Consider the following 24,566-nt stretch of genomic DNA (forward strand, 5'->3'; position numbering starts at 1 on the left):
GGTACAACCCATCGAAGGGATGAGAATGCTGCCGGAAACATAAGGACCGAAGGGATAAGAATATTAGGCCTTGCATAGCGCAAGAGAGAACCGCCGGGCTGGCGGGGATCGCCCAGTAAGGATACCTGCGTTGGCAGTTATGTCCTGGGAAGCCCCCACTTCTGCAAGTGGTGGGAGCATGTCACTCTACGCAACCGATAGGCGTTGGACGCGGTCTGGCGAAGCTCCTCAAGAATGGTGTAATTCGCCCAGGCTCCCGCAACCGCGCCTATTCCAGGCACCATCTGCAGCAGCTTCCGAAAGTCGATGGCATCGCGATACTCTTTCTGGAACGTCTCCCAGTCCATGTTTTTATAGTGTTCGGCATCCGAAGACCAGAGCTCCTTCTCGCAGTCCCAGTTTTTGACGGAATTCAGCAGCCTGGCGCGTTGTTCCGGCCCGGAGAACGTCAATTGGAACACTTTCAGAATAAACACCCGTTCGGAGAAATGCTTCGTGTCATACCCGTAGTTATGAGCCAGCTCGAACAAGTATTTCATCTTGATGGCGATGAGCGCGGGGAAGTCCACGACGTTTAGCAGTATGCCGCCCGCTCCGGTGCCCGCTCCTTCGGCGACGGCGATCTTCTGATACAGGGAAAACAGATTTTTCGCCTCTTGGTCGCTCCGTTCCAGATTAAGCTCCCGCTGCACGGGCCGCTTCGGCGTATATTCTGCGCCGAACAGCGCCGTGCGCACGATCGATTTGATCGTGGTCGTGATGACGTTCTGGGCTTTCGCGGGAATCATTCTGTTAATCCGATTGCCGATCGTCTTGGAGGTTCTCTCCAGCCATCCGGGCGGCTTGAATAATTGCCGTTCCCAAGCGGCGATCTCTTCGCGCACCTTTCGTTCGTAATGCATGGTCGATCGCTCCTCCAAAAGAGTTGGCTATAGTATACCGGATAACGACGGCATGCAAAACAGACCAAGGCAGGAGGAGGAGCCCGACGGAAGTCGTGGAAACGAGGCAGAGAGACCTAGCGGGCTGCCAAATTCATCTCAATGGGCATCGTATTCGTGGAGTATGTGAATAGTGTGAGGGGCAAGGAATTCACTGTATACAAGACACCGAATGGTGTCATAAAATCGAGTGGTCACTGAACGGTGTAGGGGGGAACCTCAATGTTTTCAGGTGAAGGTTAAAAATTGTCGTCCCCCGGTCCTGGCGAATAGGTTGAGCTTTGACGGGACCGAGACTGCGCGTCTAAGGCCAAAAAAGTGCCTCGGCGCTGCCCAAGCCGCGCATAGTACGCTTAATCTGACAACATTGGAGGTAACCTGGATGACCAAAGGCGTGAAAAATTCCAAGATCGATCCCTTCTTCAAGAAGGCGAAGCAGTGGAAGGAAGAATTCGAGAAGCTGAGAGAGATCGTTCTGGACTGCGAGCTGACCGAAGACTTTAAGTGGATGCACCCATGCTACACGCATGAGAATAAAAACATCGTTCTCATCCATGGATTCAAAGATTACTGCGCGCTCCTGTTTCACAAAGGCGCCTTGTTAAAGGATCCTCACAACATCCTGATCCAACAAACGGAGAATGTCCAGGCGGCCCGCCAGCTTCGGTTCACCAACGTTCAACAAATAGACGAGATGCAGCTTCTCATCCAAACGTATATCGACGAAGCCATCGAAATTGAAAAATCCGGCGTGCAAGTCGAATATAAAAAGAATACGGAATATGCCGTTCCCGAGGAGCTGCAAAACAAATTCGTCGAAATTCCCGACTTGAAGGTCGCCTTCGAAGCGTTGACGCCAGGACGGCAGAGAGCTTATCTTCTTTATTTTTCTTCCGCCAAGCAATCCAAAACCCGGGAGTCCAGAATTGAAAAATACTTGCCGAATATTCTCGACGGCAAAGGAATGGACGACTAGCATGGTCATACCTAGTAAAGCCACGGCTGCAGCGGCTTTTTCTAGTATAATCTAGATATTGATTCCATCCTGCGGTTATGAACGCTATACATACTGTATCTTGGAATATCGAATCGCGTGTGCTACAATCTGTTTAGTTCAATTTCATATCTGTTTCGGTCTGGTACTACCAGATGACCTGCCTTGCCGGAACGTTGCTTGCATTTCTCCGGGGGCTGAGGAAGTAGACGAATCTAGCGGGAAAGTTTCGGCGACGCATGTCGTATGACGGATGCGAATTCGGGTTGCCGGAATGGAACCGTGCTATTCGGCAGAACACCCCCCTCGGAGACCTGGGTGTTCTTTTTCTTTGCAATATACATATTGGAGGAGACGAAAAAAATGAAGCTTTATACGAGAACGGTATGTCCGAAATGCATGTGGATCAAATCTGAATTGCAGCGCGCGGAAGTTGAAGTCGAGATCATTAACGTTGACCACGATGCGGAAGCGTTTGAAAGACTCGTAGCGGCCGGAGCGATGAGCGTGCCGGTATTGGAAGTCGAAGGCGAGTTTATTTTCGATACGAACGAAATGGTCAAGCAGTTGGAGAGTCTGACGGTATGATCGCGTTTGCGAGCCGTACAGGAAACGTGAAATATATCGTTTCGCGCCTGCATTTGCCCGCAATCGAAATCGCCGATGACGTCAAGCTGGCGGAGCCTTTTTTGTTGTTCACTTATACGGACGGGCTGGGCGATGTGCCGCGGGCGGTGACGCAGTTTATGGATCGAAACGGCGCGCTGTGCCGGGGCGTGATCGTAAGCGGGAACAGCAACTTCGGTCATCGCGTATTCGGGGGAGCCGGCGATGCCATTGCGCGGCAATGGCGAATTCCGCTGGTTCGCAAAATCGACTTGCGGGGTTTCGCGGAAGATTACGAGGAGATCCGCCGTTATTACGAGGATTGTTTCCGGGAGGAGAGAAAGTCGGATGAAGTCTTACTTGAAGTTAAATAATGAAGTGCTTAATCAATACAGCCGGACGGGCAAGCTCGATCTTGCGAAGGATAAAGAGGCGACGCGCCGGTACTTCCTGGAACACGTAAACGCCAAACTGCGCTACTTTATCGATACGGAAGAAAAAATCCGGTATCTCGTGGACGAAGGCTACTATGAAAAAGAGTTCCTTCAGCAATACCGTCCGGAGTTCATCGAGCAGCTCTACGAGAAAGCGTACGCGTACGAGTTTCGTTTCCCTTCGTTCATGAGCGCCAGCAAATTTTACGAGAGTTATGCGATGAAGAGCCGGGACGGCGAAGAAATTCTCGAGAAATACGAGGATCGGATCGTCATCATCGCTCTGTATTTGGCGCAAGGGGACGAGCATCTGGCGGAGAGAGCGGTCGAAGCGATGATGTCGGCTTATCAGCCGGCGACGCCGACGGCGCTGAACAGCGGCAAGATGGCGCGCGGAGAGCTCGTCAGCTGCTTCAAATTGACGATGGACGATTCGATGAACAGCATCTCGCAAAACATCGGGTACTGTCTGGAGCTGTCCCGCTTGGGAGGCGGCGTCGGCGTTAACGTAACCGACTTGCGGCCGCTCGGCGATCCGATCAAGGGTATTCTCAACCGCGCGAGCGGCGTGATGCCCGTCGCCAAGCTTCTGGAAAATTCCTTCTCTTATTCGAATCAACTCGGCCAACGCAACGGCTCCGGGGTTATCTACTTAAACGTCTTCCATGCCGATATCGAGAACTTTATTTCGGCCAAGAAGCCTAACGCCGACGACAAGATCCGGCTCGCTACGCTGTCGACCGGCATCATCGTGCCGAATATTTTCTTCGAGCTGATGAAACGGGACAAAGACATCGTCTTGTTCAGCCCGTACGACATTTACAAGGAATACGGCAAACGGATGTCCGAGATCAGCATGAGCGAAATGTATTACGAGCTGCTGGACAACCCTAACATTCGGAAAATCAAGCGGATCAACGCCCGCAAACTGTATACAGAAATTAAAAAAGCGCAATTCGAATCGGGGTATCCGTTCGAAGTGTTCGACGACCACGTGAACGAGAAGCACGCGCTTCGCAACCTGGGCCGCGTGAAGATGTCGAACTTGTGCACGGAAATTCTGCAAGTGCAGGAAACGAGCGTCATCCACGATTACGGGACCGAGCACGAGTACGGGATGGACGTCTCGTGTAATCTCGGTTCGATCGATATTCACAACGCGACGAAAGCGGAATCGTTCGAACAGTTGATCGATACGTCGATGCGATTGCTGACGAACGTGTCGACGATGACCGATATCCGCAACGTGCCGTCCATTACGAAGGCGAACCGTCTCATGCATTCCGTCGGTCTTGGCGTGATGAACCTGCACGGACACTTGACCTCGCAAGGGCTGGCCTACGGCTCGAAAGAATCCGTGCTCTTTATCGACGCGTTCATGGAGGCGCTCAATTATTATTCGCTGCTCTCCTCGATGCAAATCGCCAAAGAGAGAAAACAGACGTTTTACGGTTTCCCGCAAAGCGACTACGCGAACGGAAGTTATTTCGACACGTACATAGCCAAGACCGCCGAGTCGCTCCCGGAAGAGGTTGCCGCGGCGCTGGGCAACGTTCCGGTGATTACCGCGGAAATGTGGGCGGAGCTTAAGGGACAGGTCATGACGCACGGATTGTTTAACGCGTACAGGCTGGCGATCGCTCCTACCGGAAGCATTTCTTATATCCGCAACAGCACGGCTTCGATCGCGCCTTGCACGGAGAAGGTCGAAATTCGGGACTACGCGGACAGCCGCACTATTTACCCGATGCCGTTTTTGACGAACGAGAACATCTCTCTCTACAAAGAAGCCTACGAGATCGATCAATTCCGGATGGTCGACTTATATGCGGCCGCGCAGCGTCACATCGACCAAGGGATCTCGATGACGTTATACGTCACGGATCAGTGGACGACCGAGCAACTGGCGCGTCTGTACATCTATGCTTGGATGAAGGGAATCAAGACGGTGTATTACGTGCGCCAGCGTCTTCAGACCATCGAGGAGTGTGTATCGTGTTCGATCTAAAAGTGTTCGAAGCCGTCAACTGGAACCGGACCCAGCAGGAGTTGACGAAAGTTTTCTGGGATCAGCAGTGGAAGCAAATCTGGTTTCCCGAGGAAATCGCCGTCAGCAAAGACGTGAAGCAGTGGCAGGACTTCGCGCATCAGGATACGTATAAGAAAGTATTCGGCGGCCTAACGCTGCTCGATACGATTCAGACGAATATCGGGATGAACGTCATTGCCCGTCACGCGCCGGATCTGCAAGAAAAGGCGCTCTACACAGTGTTCGCTTCGTTCGAAGCCATTCACGCGAAGTCCTACTCGTATATTTTCACGACGTTGTGTACGAACAGCGAGATTGATGCAATCTTCGAATGGGTTAAGCAGAACGAGTATTTGCAATACAAAGCGAAGCGGATCAGCGACGTCTATCTGGCGATCGAGGAAGACGATCCGGTGTCCTTGTGGAAGGCGATGTTCGCTTCCGTCATGCTGGAATCGTTCCTGTTCTACTCGGGCTTCTTCTTCCCACTGTATCTGGGCGGCCAAGGCACGCTTCGGAACAGCGCGGAGGTCATCTCGCTCATTCTGCGGGACGAGTCGATTCACGGGGTTGCAGTCGGTTATTTTGCGCAGCAGCGGTTTAAACAATTTTCGGCGGAGCAGAAGGAGCAGCTGACGGTGTGGGCGTACGAGTTCTTGCTGGACCTGTACCACAACGAGCTTAACTACACCAACGACTTGTACGCGGAAACCGGTTTGAGCCCGGACGTGAAAAGCTATGTTCGTTACAATGCGAACAAGGCGCTGATGAACATCGGCTTCGAGACGATGTTCCCGGACGAGGAAGTCAATCCGATCGTCATGAACGGAATTCGCAACGAGGGATCGACTTACGATTTCTTCTCGCAAAAGGGTTCGACGTACGCCGTGGCGAAGGTAGCTCCGATTACGGACGATACGTTCCGGTTTTAATTTTCTGCTCCACCAGCTGATCGAGTACGATCGGGAAGGCGTCTATCCCTATGCATTTTTAAGGGAGGGCGCCTTTTTTTGGTGATTTGCTTGTAACAATTTGTTTACAAGATGGACGATAGTTGGTTACATGCGTTCTCTATACTTGAAAGTATGAAACAAGAATTAATCCAATGCCGAGGGGTCGCGATGAATAAAACGAAAATACTGATTATCGAAGACGAAGCGGCGATTGCGGATCTGTTGGAGTACGGGCTGCAGGAGGAAGGCTATCTGACGAGAAGCGCCCATACCGGAGCGGACGGTCTGGCGAAGCTTGCGGAATTTCGGCCCGATTTGCTCTTGCTGGACTGGATGCTGCCGGATATGAGCGGGCTGAACGTATGCAAGCGGGCGACCGCATCCTACAATATTCCCATCGTGATGATTACGGCGAAGTCGGACATTACCGACAAGATTTTGGGGCTGGAATTCGGTGCGGACGACTATATTACGAAGCCGTTCGACATGAGGGAGGTTAACGCCCGCGTCCGCACGATTCTTCGGCGCGTCGACCAAGCTAACCGGATTGCGGTAGAATCCGTCGAAGCCGGCCCGCCGGCCATCCGGTTCAAGGATATCGAAATCGTGACCGCGGAGCGCGTCGTCAACAAAGGCGGGAAGGAAATCGAACTGACGCCCAAAGAATACGACCTGCTTCTTAAACTATACACGCATCGGGGAAAAATCTTCAGCCGTGCGGAGCTGCTGGACGACCTATGGGGATACGAATACGCCGGAGACACGAGAACGGTGGATACGCACGTTCAGCGCTTGCGCAAGAAGCTGGACCTCGGAGATTTGATCGTTACGGTGTTCAGCATCGGCTATAAATTCAACAAGATGACGTACGTTTAAGATGATCCGATCCATTCAAAGCAAGTTTCTGATCGGATTTTTCGTGATATTCGGCGTGTTTTTTCTGGTCCTTTTTCAATGGATGACGGCCAACATCGAATCGGGCAACCGCAGCACCGTGAAGAGCCAATTGCAGGATTTGAAGAACAACAGCAACAGCTATATCCAGCAATCGTTTCTGACGCATCACTTCACAAGCGACGATCTTTATTTCGGGCAAATCGCCGAAGAGCTCGGAACGGAACTGCGTTATGCCGCTTCCGGCGAGGTTGCGCTCTATTCGCTCGCGGGCAAGCTGATCTACGCTTCTGATCCGGAGGCCTTCTCGGCAAGCAGCGAGGATTTGGAGCTGGCAAGGCAAGACAGGACCGCCTTCACGTTAACCCGGGCGGACGGGAAATCCGCCGTCCTGTTTTCCTATCCGGTCACCGTTAACGGAGATAAAGTCGGGATCGTGCGCTTTGCCAAGGACTTTACGCCTTTGTACAGCCAAAGCAGCCAAATGCAACGGACGATCGCTTCGATTTCATTGGCCGTATTTGCCGCGGCGTTTCTGTTCTCCATCCTCCTGTCGCGTCATATCACCGTTCCGCTCAGCAAGCTGACGAAAGCGACGACCGAGGTCACGAACGGAAATCTTCGCGTCCGCATTGCAGTGAAGCAGCGGGACGAGGTAGGGCAATTGGCGGCCAACTTCGGCAGCATGCTCGAGAAGCTGCAAGAGCAGTTTGCGATCATCGAGCAGGACCGCGACAGGTTGGAGGCGCTTAATCAACACCGCAAGCGGTTTTTCGATCAAGTCACCCACGAGCTGAAAACGCCGCTGACGACGATTATGGGCTATGCGGACATGATCCGTAAGAACGGGACGAAAGACCCCGCTCTTTTCCACAAAGGGATGGATCATATCCTGAACGAGAGCAAACGGCTGCATGCGATGGTGCTGGAGCTGCTCGAAAAATCCGGAGCGACGGAAACGTACGATGCAGATACGGTCGTGGATGCGGCGCAAATTGTGCAGGAAGTTGGCGAGGCCATGGCGATAAAGGCGCAGCGGTACAAAAAAACCATTCGCTGCGACACGCAGAAAGGACTGCTCGTGCGCGGCAAGCCGGACCGGCTGCGGCAGCTCGTCATCAATCTGCTTGACAATGCCATCAAATATTCGCACGCGAATACCGAAATTCTCGCTGCGGCCAGCCTTGACGGCGATCGGGTCCGACTGCTCGTATCCAATCGCGGGGAGACGATCGGCGAAGACCATCTGGACCATATTTTCGAACCGTACTACAGAGCGGGGCAGGACGATACCGAATCGGCAAGCGTCGGGCTCGGACTCAGCATATGCAAAGCCATTGCGGACGAGCATCAAGGCCGTATTCGAATATCCAGCAACGACGGACGGACGGAGGCCGAGATGGATTTTCCGTTGGCGAAAGCTCAGAAGGGATAACGATGAGAAAACAAACGGGTTTGTATGTTCTATTCGCGGCTGTCTCCTTGCTGCTGACCGGCTGCCTGGGAACGCCGCGGACGGAAACGATGATCATGGACGATGCCGAGCAGAGGAGCTCCGACGAAGACGAAGCTACGCTTTTTAACGTCGAGACGATCTATACCGTTCTTGACGGAGACAAGCAAGCGCTGTTTCCGATCGGCTGGATCGACGACAGCTCGCTGCTCGGGATTACGCCCGCTTACCGCACCCATTTCGACCGGGTGAACGAGCCGTACGCCGCCAGGCAGAAGCTGCTCGGTCCTAGTCCGTTCCAAGCGGAGGGCACGTATAACAGCATTGTATTGTCGCCGGATCGACGTCAAGTTTCCTATGTCGACATGACCGATAACGCGATGGAGCTGAAACTGCATTCGTTAAGCGACGGCGGAAATACCCGGATTGAGATTACGAGAAGCAAGTCTATTTATTTTACGCAAATGTCGTGGTCGAACAACAGCCGGTTCTTCAGTTATGCGGACAGTGATGAAACGGATGGGTCTACCACTCTGTTATTCGTTTACGATAGGATGAAAGAAAAGACGAAAGGGTACACGCTCCCGGTTTCGCAATCGAACGAATGGGTTTGGTTCGTCAGCGTCTCGGACAACGGCGAAGACGCGGTGATCGTCAAGACGTCGGGGCGAGACTCGATGATGGAGTGGGGGAAGCTTAACGGGGACGCATTCATTCCCCAATATCGGCATCCGATCAGCACGGATGGGCGGGTGGAGTGGATTCACCCGGATCAGATCGCTTTCGTCGGGGCGGACGGCACGCTGTACGCGTACGATCAGCGCAATCGTCTGCTATCGGCGATGCTGAACGATGTCGGACGATTCCGGTTATCGGACGACCGCAAATTCATCGCCTATACCCAAGGCGACGCCGTGTATGCAGCCAGTATGTACGGCAATACGGTATTAAACAGGAAACAAATTTATAAAGGGATCGAAGCTTACGGCATGGAGTGGAGCCCGACGAACGGCAAATTGCTCGTTAACGGTTTAAGGCCGGGCAGTCCGCAGGCGGCCAGGGAGATATTAAGCGCTGCCGCCCCCGTGAGCCAAAGCCTGGTTATCGCGTTCAAGTAACTTAACCCCATCGAAAACGGCGTTGCTCGGGATAGAATTCCCGGCAGCGCCTTTTCTTTATTTAAAGACGCTTTTTCTCCCCCCGTTGCTCCGTACGCAACTTGTTGACATCTTGTTTGCATCCTGTCGAAACGTTCTCCACATCCATCCCTTATATTGATTTTAGATAAGGGTCTATTAAACTTAAATCTCGCAAAACGCACAAGGAGGAACAATGTGAGCCATTCTAGCAGCCGCAAACGCAAAAGGCCTGTCAAAACGATGTACCTTCTACTGATGTCATTCGTTGTCCTTATGGGTGTCAGAATCGCCTGGAACACCATTTCTTCCGCGGCGGGGCCGATTCCGCTAACTTCGGCGCCATCCGGAGCCTCGCAGACCGGTCAATCCGATTCGGTCCATCCGGATGATCGATTGAAATTCCGGATCGTGATTGATGCCGGCCACGGAGGCAAGGATCCGGGAGCAACGGGGGTTAGCGGTGCTTACGAAAAGGAGTTTAACTTGTCGCTGGCCGAGAGGATTCACAAGCGGCTTGAGCAAGACCCGATGTTCGAAGTCCGAATGACGCGTTCGGACGACCGATTCATCGAGCTGGAGGATCGGGCGGCGATCGCCAACGCTTGGAACGCGGATGCGTTCGTTTCGATTCACGGCAACACGTTCCACGATCCTGCGGTTACCGGGACGGAGATTTTGTACGCCGGCAAAAGCAGTTTGCCGCTTGCTCAAGCGCTTCAAGAGCAGGTGGCGGCGGCGTTAGGGATTCGGGACCGCGGCGTGAAACAGGGGGACTACGTTGTCCTGTCAGCGGCCCATATGCCGGCGGTGATCGTAGAAACGGGCTACCTGACCCATCCGGAAGAGGAGAGCATGCTGTTAAGCGACGAGGGACAAGAACGTGCGGCTCAAGCGATTTACGAGGGGGTAAAGGCGTATTTAAGCGAACAAACGCCGGGAGGGCACGCGCTCGGCGCGAGTCATCGACAAAGCGGCAACAAAATCCATTTCAACGGTTCATCCAAGGAAGGGAAGCGCGTGGCGTTAACGTTCGACGACGGCCCGGACAAGATTGTAACTCCGCAAATTCTGGACATCTTGAAGGACAACGACATCCAGGCCACCTTCTTCATGCTGGGCAATCGCGTCCAAGCCAATCCCGACATGGCGAAGCGCATCGCCGAGGAAGGACATGCGATCGGCAACCATTCTTGGGCGCATCCGAAATTCGACGATATCTCGATGGAGGACGCGTTGAAGGAAATTGAAGACACGCAGCAATTGCTAGAAGACACGATCGGTTATCGGCCCAACCTGTTTCGGCCTCCTTATGGGGCGCTGCAGCAAGATAAATTGGACCGTATCGCGCAAATGAATCTGGCCGTCGTCAACTGGACGGTGGATACGATGGATTGGTCGGGCGTCTCGACGGAGGAAATCATGAAGCTGGTCCGGGAGCAAATCTATCCCGGCGGGATCGTGCTTCAGCATTCCGCCGGCGGCAAGAACGGCCTCGAGAACACGGTCGAAGCGCTCAAGCAAATGATTTCCGAGCTGCGAGCGGAGGGTTATACGTTCGTGACGGTGTCCGAGCTGCTTCACCTGCCGAAACCGGGGGATAGTTAACGCCTGTCCGAACGAGGCGTCATTCGACTGAAGGAAGCGGCGCGGTAGGGGAATGGCTGTTCCGGGTAGTAGCGGTAATCGATGCGGATGAAAATAAAGCGGGCTTTAAACATACTTTGAATGGGACGAGAAGGGGCTCACCGCGCACGTTGGATCAGGTCAGTTCAGCATCGGATTCAATCGCGAGACCGTTTACGCTTAAGCCAAATCACGAGAAACAGCAAGAGCGGTAAGGCGATCTGGGGAAGCGGATCCCAGTTCAACACTTGCTTGCCCATCCATATATGATGGGTATAATTCGGCGAGAAAAAAGAGGCCGCGTAAACGGAAGCTCCAATCAGGAAAGAGGAGAGCTTGTAGTTCAGTCGAGTCAGGCGATGAAGCCCGACGGCTGATCCTATGCAGAAAGCAGCCAATTTCGTACCTAACCCGATAAAAAGAATCAGGACAAAAATAACGTCCATCCGCTCAACGATGTCGCCAATCTGGATTAACTGTACCGTTTGCAATAGAGGAAGCGTGCTGTTTGCGGCGATCCCCGGACCGAGGACGAGAATAATAATCTGGTTAAGCGCGGTGAGAACGAACGCCATCGCGACATAGATGATATACATGGACCTTTTTATTTTTCGGGCGGAGTCGGCAACTAACGGAAAAAAAACAAGGAACAGCACAGTTTGTCCGAATGGAAACGATACGATTTCCGGAAACGCGGCATCCAGGATCGGCTTCCATCCGTTATCCAGCAGGGGGAGCATTCTGTCGATCCGGACCTCCCCCAGGCCAACCAGCATCAGAATAAGCAGTACATAACTCGTCAGCATCAACGGGAAGATCGCCAAGCAGAACTTGAACATAACGGCAGCTCCTAACCGTACCGTATTCGTGACGACCAGGATAACGATCAACAAGATAATGGATACGGGCGTTTTATTCAGAAGGACAAGCACGGCGACTTCGCCAAAGTCCCTTAGGTTCCTCGACGCCTCGTACGCAAAGTACCCGATGAAGAAGAAGCCGGCCGCGTTCCCGATCCATTTACCCCAATAGGATCGAAATAGCGCGTAGAGGTCGCGTTCGGGGTCAGCGCGGTAAATCGCCATATACAGCATCAGCAAAAAGAAGCTGGCCAAAGCCGCGGCGAGCATGGCCATCCAAGCGTCCTGTCGGGCCTCTGGAGCCATAAGAAACAGCGTCGTACTGCCGACTTGGAACAAAATATAACAGGCAGCCAGCTCGGATGTTCGCGTTTTGTGATGGTTCAACTTGACTCACTCCTCGGTTGGCCTCTGTTTACCCTTCGATGTCGCTCCTGTCCTGTTTTATCGGTTTATGCGACAGGCCGATGCGGATGACGGAAACTCGGACCTGCGGATCGATGATCAGCTTCGGGAACTGTTCGGACCAATTCCCCTTTATTTTCTTCCATTCGTTCGGATATTTCCGATGAACCTTTTCGGCAAATCCGGGCAAGTCTGCATTCAAGCGATTGACGGCCTGCCAGCCCGTATTCGCAATGTCTTCAATTTCCCGCTCAATGGAATTCCCCAGCTTGCGAATGGCTTCGTTCTTTGTCAAATCCAACTTGCATTCCGAGTCCGTCAGCTCGCCGCTAACGTCGATTGCAACAAGGATTCGAAAGCCGTCCTCGACCTTTCTAGGGGTCACTTTCGTCTTTATTTTTTTCAACGCGAAAACTGGAAAAGCCGTTCGGACTTGAGGCGGACGGACAAGGGACGGCGACAATGCTCTTTTTAACCTCGGCCGACAGAATGGAAACCCCGAAGCTTTCTTTCAGATCGAGACGTCCGATTCTTCGCGCATCCTTGAATACGGACACCCCGGTCAACCTGAGCCTGGAATCGCTGAACGTCATCTTGAAGAAATCTTGCGAGGTCAACTCGCTATGCGCTTCTGCATCCCGCTTGCCCCGCAGATTAACTTCCGGAACGCCGGTCGTGCGAGAATCCGAATAAAGGTCGCGAGCGAAATCGATTAACCGGACGATTGAAAAATAGCCGGAAATCGCCTCCTGTTTCGACATGATTTTGTTGATTGCGTCGCCGGGAATCCTCTCCAGCGGCACGAACAGCTTTAAGATGTCGGAAGCTCGTTGCTCCGTCACCGCCATGACGACCGACTCGCGGGCTTCCACGCTTCGCAAATAGGTCTCGACTAAGTCTGCAAGGCCGTGTTCGGCCGCAGCTTTCCCTATGACGACCAAATCCGTATGGGCAAAGTACAGCTGCCGCGGAATTTCGAGGTTGCTGTTGCTTGCCGCTTCCCGGATCGTTTTGCCCTCGGACGAGAAGACATGAATCGTCGCTTGCGAAGAGCTGCCGTTGCCCCCGGTTCCACTCCACATTCCCGAAGGAACGACGACTTGATAAGAGATGATCCACCTGCCTTCAGACCAATCGATGCCCGTAGCGGAGGTGATGCCCAGATCGTTCAGCTCGCTGCGGTCCCAACACCCGGCAAGGATACAGCTGAACAGGGCGCAAATAAGGATGAGAGAACAGGATTTGTGCATCAATCTTTCTCCTTGCGATTCGGTTTGCCCGCCTGCTGTCTTGTTCGGTTGCGGACACTGATCAACTCAGGTCTGGAGCGCATCGCCTTCCAAGGTGCGCGAACGAACACGTCCTTCAAATTCGCCAGCGAAAGAGGAGCTACCGGCAAAAAATAGGGAATCCCAAACGAGGTCAGCGATACCAAATGGATGAGAAGCGGAACCAAGCCTGCCAAGATGCCAAATAAACCGAAAAATCCAGCGAGAAACATGAGGCCAAAACGAATGAGACGGATGGCCGCCGACATGGAAATCGAAGGGATAACGAAGTTAGCGATCGCCGTAAACGAGACGACGATGACCATCGCCCCGGAGACAAGCCCGGCCTGAACAGCGGCCTGCCCCAGCACGAGCGCGCCGACAATCGATATGGCGGGGCCGATAACCCGAGGCATGCGTACCCCGGCTTCCCGAATCACTTCAAACGTCAACTCCATGAGCAAGGCTTCAAGCAATGCCGGAAGCGGCACGCCTTCCCGCTGCGCAGCCAAGCTGATCAGCAGCGTGGTCGGCAGCATCTCTTGCTGAAAGGTCGTGATGGCGACATAAAGCGAGGGCAGCAGCAAGCTGACGATAAAAGACAGGAAGCGGATTCCCCGGATGAAGGTGACAATGTCGTATCGCTGGTAGTAATCCTCGCTCGACAGAAAAAACTTGAAAAAGGTCACCGGAAGCACGAGCGCGAACGGCGTACCGTCCAACAATACCGCGCAATGTCCCTCTAGCAGATGACCTGCAATGGAATCCGGCCTTTCCGTATTCAAAACAGTGGGGAACGGCGTAAACGAGTGGTCTTGAATAAATTCCTCCAAATACCCGCTTTCCAGCACGCCGTCGATGTCGATGGCGTCGAGCCGCCGGCGTAGTTCCGTTAGGACGGTCGGATTCGCGATCCCCTCAAGGTAGGCAATGGCGATTTGCGTGTTCGTAAATCGGCCGATGGTCCGGTATTCGATACGAAGCTGTGTCGTTCGGAGCCGGCGGCGCAGCAGGGTCAGATTGGTGGACAACGTCTCGGTGAAGCCTTCCTTCGAGCCGCGAATGACCGTTTGAGAAGAAGGCTCTTCGACGTTTCGTTTATCCCCGCCTTCCACGGAGACGGAGAACGCTTCCCGGCATCCGTCGACGAGCACGACTGCCGAACCGGCAAGAACAGCCGAGTAGAAAGCCTCCTCCGTCGGAATCGCGACCGTTTTACCGGAATGGACCCGATCTTGCAGCATCTGCCGGAGGGTAGGGGGAGGGGGAGGAACTTCGGCAGCATTCGGCGCGGCCTGGACCAGCGTTTCGAGCAATCCGCTGACTTTCCCGGCATCGACGAGTCCATCGACGTAAAATACGGCCGCAAGCGGATTTCCTGCATCGTCGCGGCCGATTTCGCGAATGACGAAATCTATGCTATCTCCCATTTTCGTGCGGGCCGCGGCTACGGCAATCCGCAAAGGGACGCCGAACAGAGCTTCCTGCGGCTGTGTGTCGGACATATCCGGTTTGCCGCCGTTCTTCGGCTGTCGAAACAAACGGGAAATCAGTTCGATTAACATGAATCGCTCATGCCCTTTCATTCCAAGCTTATCCTATTATATCTCAGAGGGCTTTTGACTATCCCAAACCAAGACGAATAGATGGAAGGCATGGTCAAGCGCTAAAGGGGACTTGCTGCGGGATCGTCGAAGCCCAGAGCCATTTGATGACGTTCGAATAAGGATTGACTTGATAGGTCGCCTCATGATATATTGTGCATGCACAACATGCACAATTTGACGGGGAGGTACGGTATGCTGGCTTTAGAGGTGCGGGGCGTAACTAAGAAGTATCAAGGCTTTCAATTAAAAGATGTATCGTTTCAACTGGAGAAGGGTTACATTATGGGATTTATCGGCGCTAATGGCGCCGGAAAAACGACCACGATCAAATCGATTCTGAATATGATACACATCGATAGCGGCGAAGTACGCGTTATGGGCAAAAATATGGTCGAGCACGAAATCGACTTGAAGCAGGAAATTGGATGCGCGTTCGGCGGCATCGATTTCTATACTCGAAGCAAGATCAAAACGTTGACGGATGTCATTAAGAAGTTTTATAAAAAATGGGACGATACGACTTACCGCAACTATCTGAGAAGATTCAAATTGGATGAAAATAAAAAAATCGCCGAATTGTCAACCGGGATGAAAGTCAAGTTCGGCTTAGCCCTTGCTTTGTCCCATGGGGCGAAGCTTCTCATTCTCGATGAGCCGACAAGCGGGCTCGATCCGGTCGCAAGAGACGATCTGCTGGATGTTTTTCAAGAGCTGGTCGCCGACGGGGAAATCAGCATTCTGTTCTCTACTCACATTACATCCGACTTGGAGAAATGCGCGGACTATATTACGTTTATCGAAAACGGGCAAATCATCAACAGTGCCGAGAAGAACGAATTTATGGAGTCCTATCGCTTGTTGAACGGTAACGAAAGCCAGCTCGAGCTAGTGAAGGAGAAGCTGATTTCCTATAAAGTAAATTCGTTCGGCTTTACGGGATTGATCCATTCCAGAGACTTCGTTCCCTCTGCGGACATTAAAGCAGCTACACCAAGCCTCGAGGAAATCATGATTTATTTCGCGAAGAAGGAGGAGGAGACGAATGTATAACTTAGTTATGAAGGACTTGAAATTGGGAGTAAGCCCAATCTTCCTGATCATGCCTCTGCTGACGGGCGCCTTAATGCTTATTCCGGGCTGGATCTATTTCCTCGTTCCTTTATATTTTTGCTGGATCACGGTACCGAACGTGTTTGCCGGATTTAAAGCTCAGAACGATCTGATCTTTACCACGATGATGCCCGTAACTAAACAGGATATGGTGAAAGCAAGAGTGGCCGTTATTGTCATTCTGGAAATATTGCATATTGCGATTGCCATGATCTTCGGCGCGATCACGCTTCGCTTGTACCCGGATCTCATCTATTATTTCTTCGCGCCGTACATGGGTTTCTGGGGACTATGCTTGGCCATGCTCGCGATTTTCAACCTGATCTTTATCCCTATGTACTACAAGACGGCGTATAAATACGGAAAGGCAGCGTTCGCATCCATCGCGGCCGCTATGCTGTTTGCCGGAATCGCGCAATGGCAGGGAATCGGAAATTCGTATGTAGCGGACATTTTCATCGGTGCCGGCGCGGACAATACGGCGCTTCAGCTTTCCATCCTGATCGCGGGAATCGTGATATTCGTTGCGTTCACGGCGATCGCTTATCGAATCGGGGTCAAGAGATTTCTGAAAGTGGAAGCCCAATGAACATAGCGATATCGAACACGTCCGAAAAACCGATTTATCAGCAGCTTTTCGAACAAATCAGCGCCCAGATTCTGAAAGGGGAATTGGAAAGCGGCTATTGTTTGCCGCCGATCAGACAAGCCGCCCAGGAGCTGCGCATTAGCGTCATCACCGTTAAGAAGGCATGGGAAGAACTCGAACGATGCGGGTTGATCCATACGATAACGGGCAAAGGGTGCTTCGTGGCGGACTTCTCATCCGACGAGATGCTGCGAATCCGCAACGACATGATTTTGACGCGAATGGAGAGCGACGTATCCTACTACAAATCCTTCGGGCTCACCCTGGACGAAGTCGTGGAGCTGTTGAAGCAGATTTATTAGATGGCAACCATGTTGACCGAATCTCGGTTACCCAGAGAGACGGTCTTTTTTTATGTTTTAAATTAGTTGCAATAACATCCTATTAAGTGTATTCTGGAATTAGTTGCAATAGCATTATATTCGAAAGGGAGAAATGAAAAATGATTAACGAGGCGTTCCCCTATGAGAAAAAACGAATTCAAGTATTCGGATTAGAGATGGCTTACGTAGAAGAAGGGAGCGGCGACCCGATCGTCTTCCTGCACGGCAATCCGGCATCCTCCTATCTCTGGCGCAACATTATTCCGTATGCCCGGAAGTTTGGCCGCTGCATTGCGCCCGATCTCATTGGAATGGGGGATTCGGCCAAGCTTCCGGATAGCGGGCCTGACGCCTACAACTTTGCCGAGCACCGCCGATATCTGGATGAGCTGCTCGATCGGCTTGGCGTGAGCGAGCGCGTGATCTTCGTGGTACACGACTGGGGATCGGTGTTGGGCTTCGACTGGAGCAAGCGCCATCCGGGCAAGGTCAAAGGCATCGTCTATATGGAGGCGATTATTAAGCCGCGCAGTTGGAGCGAAATGCCGGAGACGGGACGTAAAATCTTCCAAGCGCTCCGGACGCCGGAAGGGGAGCAAATGGTGCTGGAGCAAAACTCGTTCATCGAGTTCAACCTGCCGGTCAATATAATGCGCAAGCTGACCGATGAAGAGCTGGCACAGTACCGAAGACCGTTCCTGGAGCCTGGCGAAGGCCGCCGTTCGATGCTTAGCTGGGCGCGCCAGCTACCGTTCGTTGGAGATCCGACCGGCATACCCGAAATTGTCACCGAGAATGGAGAATGGCTGGCGCAAAGCGATATTCCCAAACTGTTCATTCAATGCGATCCCGGCTTATTGCCGCAATCCCACATCGATTACTGTCGGACATGGCCCTCGCAGACCGAGGTTACCGTGCCGGGCCGTCACTATCCGCAAGAAGATGCGCCTGACGAAGTGGGCGAAGCTCTTGCCACATGGCTGAGAAATCTGATTAGTTAAAAGTAAACCCGGTCGATTCGAAATTCGACCGGGTTTTGATCTACCCAATAATAGCTCGCGTTAGGATAGACCGCTTGATTGTTGACCTAGTATAGGGTAGTAGGCTATTCTATTTGAAGATTTGAAATTTGGAGCGAAAAAAGGTGATGATACCTATGGGAGAGACAATCAAGATCGCCATTAGTCCTGCGGTTCAGCTTGGAGGCAGTCTGTTCACTCCGAACCAGCTTATAGAAATCGGCAGCATCCTTGGAGCGGATACAAAAGTAGAATTGACCCCCTTCAAGCAGTTATATGCAGAGGTACCGATCGATCAACGCGATGCCATAAAGGAAGAGCTTGAACGAAATGGACTTGATGTGAACCCGGCGGGTTTCGTAACGAAAAGCCTAATCGCTTGCAACTTCTGCAGAGGAGCAGAAGACGCAGGGCTTGAAACGGCTATTAACCTAAACAAAGCCATATCAGGTATCGCAACACCTACGCCTCTGAAAATTGGCTACGCCGGATGCGCTTTAGGTACGAGCGAGCCGTTAATTAAAGATATCGGTATCGTCAAAATGCGTGACAAGTTCGACATTTACATCGGCGGCGAGCCGAAAGGACTTAAAACCTCATTTGCCAAGCTGCTTCTTTCAGGAATTGCAGAAAATCAGCTTATTTCTGCTATAACCGCTATTGTTGAATGTTATAAGGCAAATGCGAAAGGCAAAGAGAAGTTCAGCAAATTCGTAGACCGAATGTCGCTTGAGAAGTTGAAAGAGATCGCATCTATTCTGTAACGCTTGACCTGGAGCATGCTCCAGGGATTAATGTTAGGATGCACAGCAATACTGGATACATGAAAGGGGGGCTTCAAGGTGTTGCCTGGACAGACCTTCACTATTTCCGAAGCGGCGGAAATGACCGGACTTAGTATCGACACGCTCCGCTATTACGAGAAAATCGGCTTGGTCGTTTCTCCGAAACGCGGTCCTGGCGGGCAACGGATGTACGGCAGCGAAGATGTGGGGAAAATCCAGTTTGTCACCTATCTGAAGCGAACGAATATGCCGCTCAAGAAAATCATTGCATACGTTCAATCCTATAACCAACAGGATGAAGATTCCTGCTACGCACTGCTCGACGAACATCGGTCGTCAATCGAGAGCAAGCTGACCGAATTGAACACAACGCTTCAGTTAATCCGGTACAAGCTTGAACATTTTCAGGAAATTAAAGACGGTAAAGAAAAGGGAGGCAATCTGTGATGAGTACAGCAAACTTGGCCAAAACGCCTCAACAGCCGCTCCATTCCGGTTACGGCCCCCGCACCACCGCGGAAGAATTGATCGGCAATGTCGATTTGAACGGAAAAGTCGCGATTGTCACGGGCGGCTATTCCGGTCTCGGACTGGAAGTGTCCCGAGTGCTGGCCAAGGCTGGCGCCCAAGTCATCATCCCCGCGAGATCGCCGGGCAAAGCGGAAGCCGCAGCAGCATCCATTCCGGGAGCGGAACTCGCGGAACTGGATCTGGCCGATCCCGCTTCCATCGATCGGTTTGCCGGCGCGTTCGCAGAGTCCGGACGTCCGCTGCACATGCTGGTGAACAGTGCCGGCATTATGGCCATTCCGGAGAAACGCGACGAGAGAGGGTACGAGCTGCAATTCGCCACCAACCATCTGGGACACTTTCAGCTTACGGCAAGGCTGTGGCCGGCGCTGCAACGCGCGAACGGCGCGCGTGTCGTATCCGTATCCTCAGGCGGGCACAGTCTGGGGGATATCCATTTCGAGGATCCGAATTTTGTGAACCGGCCCTACGATAAATGGGAAGCTTACGGGCAATCGAAAACGGCTAATGCGCTCTTTGCCCTGGAATTGGACAGGAGGGGAGCCACTCATCATGTGCGGGCTTTCTCGGTTCATCCCGGCTCTATTATAACCAAACTGTCCCGCTTCTTATCCGATGACGAGATGAAGTCGATGGGGGCGCTTAATGAACAGGGGCAGCGCACTTTTACCGAAATGACGGAGGAAAACAAGACGATTCCCGAAGGGGCGGCCACGATCGTCTGGTGCGCGGTAAGCGAGCAGTTGGACGGCAAGGGAGGCGTGTATTGTCAGAACGTTGACATTGCTCCGGCGGTGCCGAAGGAGCGAATTCATGAGCCCGGCATGACCGGCGTATGGCCTTGGGCAACGGACGAGCAATCGGCCGAGCGGCTCTGGCAATTGAGCGAGAAGCTGACGGGCGTCTCATTTCAAATCTGAGAGTGGTAGGTGCCTATAGCTTTCTGCTGGCACTGCTTTCCGGTTCGGACTGAAGCTGAAATTAATATCGACTATGAGAAAACCGCCTTGTCCAAAAGGCGGTTTTTTTCACATTAGCGAAATGAGCAGTAGTACATGAAATGTTGAACTTACGTTTTTGATAGGGGATACCGTTGCCATCTTCACAATAGGATTTGAGACTATAAAGGAAAATAGCCCAGTTGTAGTTGCAGGAGCGATAAAATGGCGTTACTTCTTTCCAGTTCATATGACGCAAAGTAATAAAAGACTTCCCGTTCTTCTCTTCTATATCAAAGGAAATCATCGTACATTGGTCCAGATTTCCGACAGTCCCTCAGCGGTGGTTAAAATTTCATTGACCTTCGACGCTGGAGCATGTACGGTTTGCAAGTGCTCGATATTGGCCATGCCTTACCCCTTTCTAACTGGAATAATTTATGCTTGATGCTTATGATAACATAACTGCCTGGGAAAATGGGAGCAGACAAAGTGTACGCTTGTTACGTCAAAGTTGAATTCCCGGTTAACGTCTGGGTTATCCTTGATGAGATCGGTCACAGTAACACATTCCGTTCGCCTACAATATGATGAGTCTAGAAAGCTAAAGAGGTGAGCCAATGGCAGTCGTTAAAGCCCGGCAACAGGACATCGATATGTTGGCAAGACTGCTTCGAGCGGAAGCGGAGACTGAAGGCGAAATGGGCATGCTCCTAGTTGGAAATGTCGGCATTAACCGAATCAGATCCAATTGCTCCGATTTCAAAGGACTTCGGACCATTCCCCAGATGATTAACCAGCCGCATGCGTTCGAAGCCTTGCAGCATGGGATGTACTATCAAAGCGCAAGAGATAGGGAACGCCGTCTGGCGCAACGGGCCGTGAACGGGGAGAGGAATTGGCCGGCCAAGTTCTCCCTATGGTATTTCCGTCCTGGAACGTTCGATGATCCCGGCCCCTGTCCGCCAACGTGGTATAATCAGCCGTTCGCAGGAAGGTGGAAGAAGCACTGTTTTTACGAACCGACCGCGGAAGAATGTGAAAATGTATATAATACGTTCTAAATTTATAAGTACTGTTTTACAACAAGCCGCGTAAATCGCGGCTTTTTTGTATACCTGAAATGGCGAGTAGGATCAAAAAAATGGGAGCGAATTAAGGGTTGTAACACGTTCAGGAGGGGCCCCCATGAATGATAAAGAGTTACTTCCGTGGCTTGAAAAAGCGACGTTGGGAGACGAGTCTGCCTTCCAGCTTGTCTATCAGGCGACTCACCAAGACGTCTATCGGACGTCAGGTCCAGGATTGGAAGAGAAAGGCCTGGCGACGAATTCGCTCTTTGAACGAAATCGCCAGATGACTAGCGAACAGTTCGAGTGGACGGACAAAGCCGTTCTGCAGTCAGAGATGCAGCTTGAACTGTTCAGACTTGTCCGAGAGCTGTCGTACAAACTGCGTGTGGTCGTCATCCTGCGTTATTTTCACGACTATACTCAGGAAGAAATCGCGGACATGCTGCAGATCCCCGTCGGCACAAAATCCCTTGCAACTGATCGGTGCCTTCCTTTGGTGCCTAATAGTCCGTCTGTGAAATTGAAGAGTTAATGTGATTAAATACCAAGGTAAAACAGGTTTTACGATCCGCTATTCGTCGAAAAGAGAGCAGACCGGCAAGTACCGGAATCCATTCAGACACCTGCCCAATAGGCGGTGTCTTTTTTCTTGGTTACCCAATATTGCTGTTTTAACTTGAAAAACTTGACCTTCACACTAATGTCATACTTTATGATGATAAATAAGTGATTTTCACCAAAAAAATATGAAACTGAACTAGGACGGTGTCGTTATGAAAGAAACTTCCAGTCAAAGTTACTGGTCGAGCGCCTTTATTCGTATATGCCTATGCACTCTGCTGCTCTTTAGTGCATTTCAAATGCTTTTACCGATATTACCGATCTATATGGCAGGCAACGGCAACAGTAAATCAGAGGTGGGTTGGATTGCCGGTCTCATTACTATCGCGGCCGTGCTGATTCGCCCGTTCATCGGGTATGCGCTTGATCACTATAACCGCCGTCTGATCGTGCTCTTCGGTTCGTCCGCTCTTGCGCTGGCAGCCGGCGCGTTCACATGGTCAGCTTCGACTGGGTGGATGGCGGCAGTCAGCCTGGCGCTGGGTATCGGCTGGGGGATAATGACAGCAGCGTATGCGACGATTGTATCCGATCTGATCCCGCCCGGCCGTCAAGGGGCCGGAATTGGCACGTTTATGCTGTTCGGCTTCGCATCCATGGCTGTTGGTCCGTACATCGGCGGCTGGTTGATTGATGAGTATGGGCCAACGGTGTTGTTCGTAACAGCAAGTTTGCTCACAGTTCTGTCTTTGATCGTGTTCCTGACAGGAGGCGTCATCGAGTCGACAGCAAGGAGGGGACTTCCACCGGGAGAACAACAACCGGTTTCGAAAAGGTTTTTCGAACAATCGGCACTGTTCCCAGCCCTGTTGATCTTGCTTTTTACGATTGGTTACGGCGGGATCATTTCCTTTGTCAGCTTGTTCGGGATGGAACTGGGGGTCAAGAACGGCGGCATCTTTTTTCTGCTGTCTAACCTAGCGGCGATGCTTGTTCGCCCGGCGGTCGGCAAAACATTCGATACGAAGGGACACGCCGCGGTGCTTCTCCCAGGCATAGTCATCGGCATTCTTGCGATGATCGTCTTGTCGACGGCTTCCACTCCAACTATGTTTATTATCGCGGCATGCCTGTACGGACTGTCGTTCGGGGCAGTGCAGCCGTTTATCCTTGCCTGGACAATCCAACGCGCTTCACCTGAACGCAGGGGAGCCGCGAACAGTACGTTTCTGGTCGGTATGGACGGCGGCATTTCACTTGGTTCGATCTCATTCGGATTTGTAGCACAAATGTGGGGCTTTGTCGCCGTGTTCCAGTGCTCGGTTGTATTATTAATTGCGCTTCTGGTCATTTACGGCATTAGCTTAATCAGATCGAGAGCAAGCCGGGCTCCTGGTTCGGTTCAAAATCGAGAAGAACAAGTATAGGGATTAGAAAATAGGGCTGAATCTTGGCCTCGCTCACCGCATGCACTAATTCCCCCCGCGTAAATCGCGGGTTTGGCGATCGTGGGCTGGATGAAAGGTGGTTGGATTCAACCGCTTCGTCGCCGTCGGCAGTATCGCCGTCAGTTCCGATATAAATCAAAATTATTTGATTTAACATTGCTTATAATAGCCAATTATGCTAACATCCATATATCAAATAAATTTGATTTATGAGGTGTTCGGATGTTAAATGTTCATGCGCTCGAGTATCTGATTTCTCAACATCAGCAAACGATTGAAAACGAAGCACGACATGCTTGGAAATGGATAAAACGGGCCGAGGACGACACTGCGTATGAAGTTAAGGATATTCAACCGGGCGTCGTCTGCTGCCAACCTGTTTGTTGCTGAGGAGGTATGACCAATGATTAGACAACTTCCTGTTATTGAGAAGAAGAATGACTCGATTGACTTCATTCCATATGAGAGTAAGTTCAAAGCGCTGGCAGACCAGAAACGTTTGCAAATCATGTACGAACTTACGCAAAGGGGAAACACATGCGTATGTGACCTTGTCGATATTTTGGATATGCCTCAATCGAAATTGTCTTACCACCTCAAGATCTTATTGGATGCGGGCTTAATCCTTCGCGAGACAAGAGGGACTTGGAGTTACTATGAATTGAATCACTCAGAGGTCAATCGATTACTTTCCCCCGAACTGTGCTGCATTTTCCGGCAAATGGATGATCGCCCGAGCGATTGCTGTTCTTGAATCTGAGACGATTGATGTCATAATATCAAATTGTGTCATAAATTTATCAGCTTTGTCGAGAAGACTCCGACTTCAACACGAATGTGTAAGTCGGGGATGAATCGATGCCTTTTTGTTGTGAGAAAAACGAACGTATGTGCTATAATGGATATAAATGGATTGAGGGGAG

At 51.8% G+C, this 24,566-nt stretch carries 25 protein-coding genes; 20 read left to right on the forward strand and 5 right to left on the reverse strand.

Features of this window, described 5'->3' with window-relative positions; all coding sequences use genetic code 11:
- Positions 1–137 precede the first annotated feature (137 nt).
- Positions 138–902 (reverse strand): EcsC family protein, encoded by a 765-nt coding sequence (locus ACESLM_RS26000; protein WP_372636327.1) that lies wholly within the window; start codon positions 900–902, stop codon positions 138–140.
- A gap of 421 nt (positions 903–1,323) precedes the next feature.
- Between ACESLM_RS26000 and ACESLM_RS26005 the strand changes: the two genes are divergently transcribed.
- The 9 genes from ACESLM_RS26005 (at position 1,324) to ACESLM_RS26045 (ending at position 11,048) form a co-directional block, all read left to right on the forward strand.
- Positions 1,324–1,917, forward strand: coding sequence for a YdeI/OmpD-associated family protein (locus tag ACESLM_RS26005; protein ID WP_372636330.1), 594 nt, complete (start codon positions 1,324–1,326; stop codon positions 1,915–1,917).
- A 381-nt stretch (positions 1,918–2,298) separates the two neighbouring features.
- Positions 2,299–2,523, forward strand: a complete 225-nt coding sequence (locus ACESLM_RS26010) for a glutaredoxin family protein (RefSeq protein ID WP_094046740.1) — start codon at positions 2,299–2,301, stop codon at positions 2,521–2,523.
- Positions 2,520–2,915 carry a class Ib ribonucleoside-diphosphate reductase assembly flavoprotein NrdI gene (gene nrdI / locus ACESLM_RS26015; protein ID WP_094046741.1) on the forward strand — a complete coding sequence of 132 codons (396 nt, stop codon included), beginning with the start codon at positions 2,520–2,522 and terminating at the stop codon, positions 2,913–2,915. Before ACESLM_RS26010 ends, nrdI begins: the two co-directional genes overlap by 4 nt.
- Complete coding sequence (nrdE, locus tag ACESLM_RS26020; RefSeq protein WP_372636333.1) at positions 2,890–4,983, forward strand: class 1b ribonucleoside-diphosphate reductase subunit alpha; 2,094 nt, start codon at positions 2,890–2,892, stop codon at positions 4,981–4,983. Before nrdI ends, nrdE begins: the two co-directional genes overlap by 26 nt.
- Positions 4,971–5,936 (forward strand): class 1b ribonucleoside-diphosphate reductase subunit beta, encoded by a 966-nt coding sequence (gene nrdF / locus ACESLM_RS26025; protein WP_233162766.1) that lies wholly within the window; start codon positions 4,971–4,973, stop codon positions 5,934–5,936. The genes nrdE and nrdF overlap by 13 nt, the downstream gene beginning before the upstream one ends.
- Before the next feature lie 189 nt (positions 5,937–6,125).
- The gene (locus tag ACESLM_RS26030) at positions 6,126–6,833 is read left to right on the forward strand and encodes a response regulator transcription factor (RefSeq protein ID WP_372636337.1); all 708 of its coding nucleotides are present in this window, start codon (positions 6,126–6,128) and stop codon (positions 6,831–6,833) included.
- Between the two features lies 1 nt (position 6,834).
- Positions 6,835–8,286 (forward strand): sensor histidine kinase, encoded by a 1,452-nt coding sequence (locus ACESLM_RS26035; RefSeq protein ID WP_372636340.1) that lies wholly within the window; start codon positions 6,835–6,837, stop codon positions 8,284–8,286.
- Positions 8,287–8,288: 2 nt separating this feature from the next.
- Entirely contained in the window at positions 8,289–9,422 is a 1,134-nt protein-coding gene (locus ACESLM_RS26040; RefSeq protein WP_372636342.1) for a hypothetical protein, read from the forward strand.
- Positions 9,423–9,638: 216 nt separating this feature from the next.
- Positions 9,639–11,048, forward strand: coding sequence for an N-acetylmuramoyl-L-alanine amidase (locus tag ACESLM_RS26045; RefSeq protein WP_372636345.1), 1,410 nt, complete (start codon positions 9,639–9,641; stop codon positions 11,046–11,048).
- 176 nt (positions 11,049–11,224) lie between these two features.
- Here ACESLM_RS26045 and ACESLM_RS26050 read toward each other — a convergent pair whose 3' ends face one another.
- The 4 genes from ACESLM_RS26050 to ACESLM_RS26065 are packed head-to-tail and all read right to left on the reverse strand — an operon-like array spanning position 11,225 to position 15,185.
- The gene (locus tag ACESLM_RS26050) at positions 11,225–12,313 is read right to left on the reverse strand and encodes a GerAB/ArcD/ProY family transporter (RefSeq protein ID WP_372636349.1); all 1,089 of its coding nucleotides are present in this window, start codon (positions 12,311–12,313) and stop codon (positions 11,225–11,227) included.
- A gap of 28 nt (positions 12,314–12,341) precedes the next feature.
- On the reverse strand, positions 12,342–12,716 hold the full coding sequence (locus ACESLM_RS26055) for a Ger(x)C family spore germination C-terminal domain-containing protein (RefSeq protein WP_372636352.1): 375 nt from the start codon (positions 12,714–12,716) through the stop codon (positions 12,342–12,344).
- Positions 12,706–13,581 (reverse strand): Ger(x)C family spore germination protein, encoded by an 876-nt coding sequence (locus ACESLM_RS26060; RefSeq protein ID WP_372636355.1) that lies wholly within the window; start codon positions 13,579–13,581, stop codon positions 12,706–12,708. Before ACESLM_RS26060 ends, ACESLM_RS26055 begins: the two co-directional genes overlap by 11 nt.
- A complete protein-coding gene (locus tag ACESLM_RS26065; RefSeq protein ID WP_372636358.1) occupies positions 13,581–15,185 on the reverse strand; it encodes a spore germination protein in 1,605 nt (534 codons plus the stop codon). Before ACESLM_RS26065 ends, ACESLM_RS26060 begins: the two co-directional genes overlap by 1 nt.
- A gap of 213 nt (positions 15,186–15,398) precedes the next feature.
- Between ACESLM_RS26065 and ACESLM_RS26070 the strand changes: the two genes are divergently transcribed.
- From ACESLM_RS26070 to ACESLM_RS26120, 11 genes are all read left to right on the forward strand, one after another.
- Positions 15,399–16,256: an ABC transporter ATP-binding protein gene (locus ACESLM_RS26070; protein WP_372636361.1), complete on the forward strand. Its 858-nt coding sequence runs from the start codon at positions 15,399–15,401 to the stop codon at positions 16,254–16,256.
- Positions 16,249–16,905, forward strand: coding sequence for an ABC-2 transporter permease (locus ACESLM_RS26075; RefSeq protein WP_372636364.1), 657 nt, complete (start codon positions 16,249–16,251; stop codon positions 16,903–16,905). Before ACESLM_RS26070 ends, ACESLM_RS26075 begins: the two co-directional genes overlap by 8 nt.
- Positions 16,902–17,267 carry a GntR family transcriptional regulator gene (locus ACESLM_RS26080; protein WP_372636367.1) on the forward strand — a complete coding sequence of 122 codons (366 nt, stop codon included), beginning with the start codon at positions 16,902–16,904 and terminating at the stop codon, positions 17,265–17,267. The genes ACESLM_RS26075 and ACESLM_RS26080 overlap by 4 nt, the downstream gene beginning before the upstream one ends.
- Before the next feature lie 140 nt (positions 17,268–17,407).
- Positions 17,408–18,289, forward strand: a complete 882-nt coding sequence (locus tag ACESLM_RS26085; RefSeq protein ID WP_372636370.1) for a haloalkane dehalogenase — start codon at positions 17,408–17,410, stop codon at positions 18,287–18,289.
- Between the two features lie 155 nt (positions 18,290–18,444).
- Positions 18,445–19,071, forward strand: coding sequence for a nitrite reductase (locus ACESLM_RS26090; RefSeq protein WP_372636373.1), 627 nt, complete (start codon positions 18,445–18,447; stop codon positions 19,069–19,071).
- A 78-nt stretch (positions 19,072–19,149) separates the two neighbouring features.
- Positions 19,150–19,539, forward strand: coding sequence for a MerR family transcriptional regulator (locus ACESLM_RS26095; protein ID WP_372636376.1), 390 nt, complete (start codon positions 19,150–19,152; stop codon positions 19,537–19,539).
- Positions 19,539–20,543: an oxidoreductase gene (locus ACESLM_RS26100; protein ID WP_372636379.1), complete on the forward strand. Its 1,005-nt coding sequence runs from the start codon at positions 19,539–19,541 to the stop codon at positions 20,541–20,543. The genes ACESLM_RS26095 and ACESLM_RS26100 overlap by 1 nt, the downstream gene beginning before the upstream one ends.
- A gap of 638 nt (positions 20,544–21,181) precedes the next feature.
- On the forward strand, positions 21,182–21,625 hold the full coding sequence (locus ACESLM_RS26105; RefSeq protein WP_372636382.1) for a cell wall hydrolase: 444 nt from the start codon (positions 21,182–21,184) through the stop codon (positions 21,623–21,625).
- Positions 21,626–21,749: 124 nt separating this feature from the next.
- Positions 21,750–22,166 carry a sigma factor-like helix-turn-helix DNA-binding protein gene (locus ACESLM_RS26110; RefSeq protein ID WP_372636384.1) on the forward strand — a complete coding sequence of 139 codons (417 nt, stop codon included), beginning with the start codon at positions 21,750–21,752 and terminating at the stop codon, positions 22,164–22,166.
- A gap of 241 nt (positions 22,167–22,407) precedes the next feature.
- Positions 22,408–23,622 (forward strand): MFS transporter, encoded by a 1,215-nt coding sequence (locus ACESLM_RS26115; RefSeq protein ID WP_372636386.1) that lies wholly within the window; start codon positions 22,408–22,410, stop codon positions 23,620–23,622.
- 424 nt (positions 23,623–24,046) lie between these two features.
- Positions 24,047–24,397: an ArsR/SmtB family transcription factor gene (locus ACESLM_RS26120; protein ID WP_372636388.1), complete on the forward strand. Its 351-nt coding sequence runs from the start codon at positions 24,047–24,049 to the stop codon at positions 24,395–24,397.
- The last annotated feature ends 169 nt before the right edge of the window (positions 24,398–24,566 follow it).

Origin of the sequence: Cohnella sp. (assembly GCF_041641335.1) — a bacterium.
Classification (GTDB): Bacteria; Bacillota; Bacilli; order Paenibacillales; family Paenibacillaceae; genus Cohnella.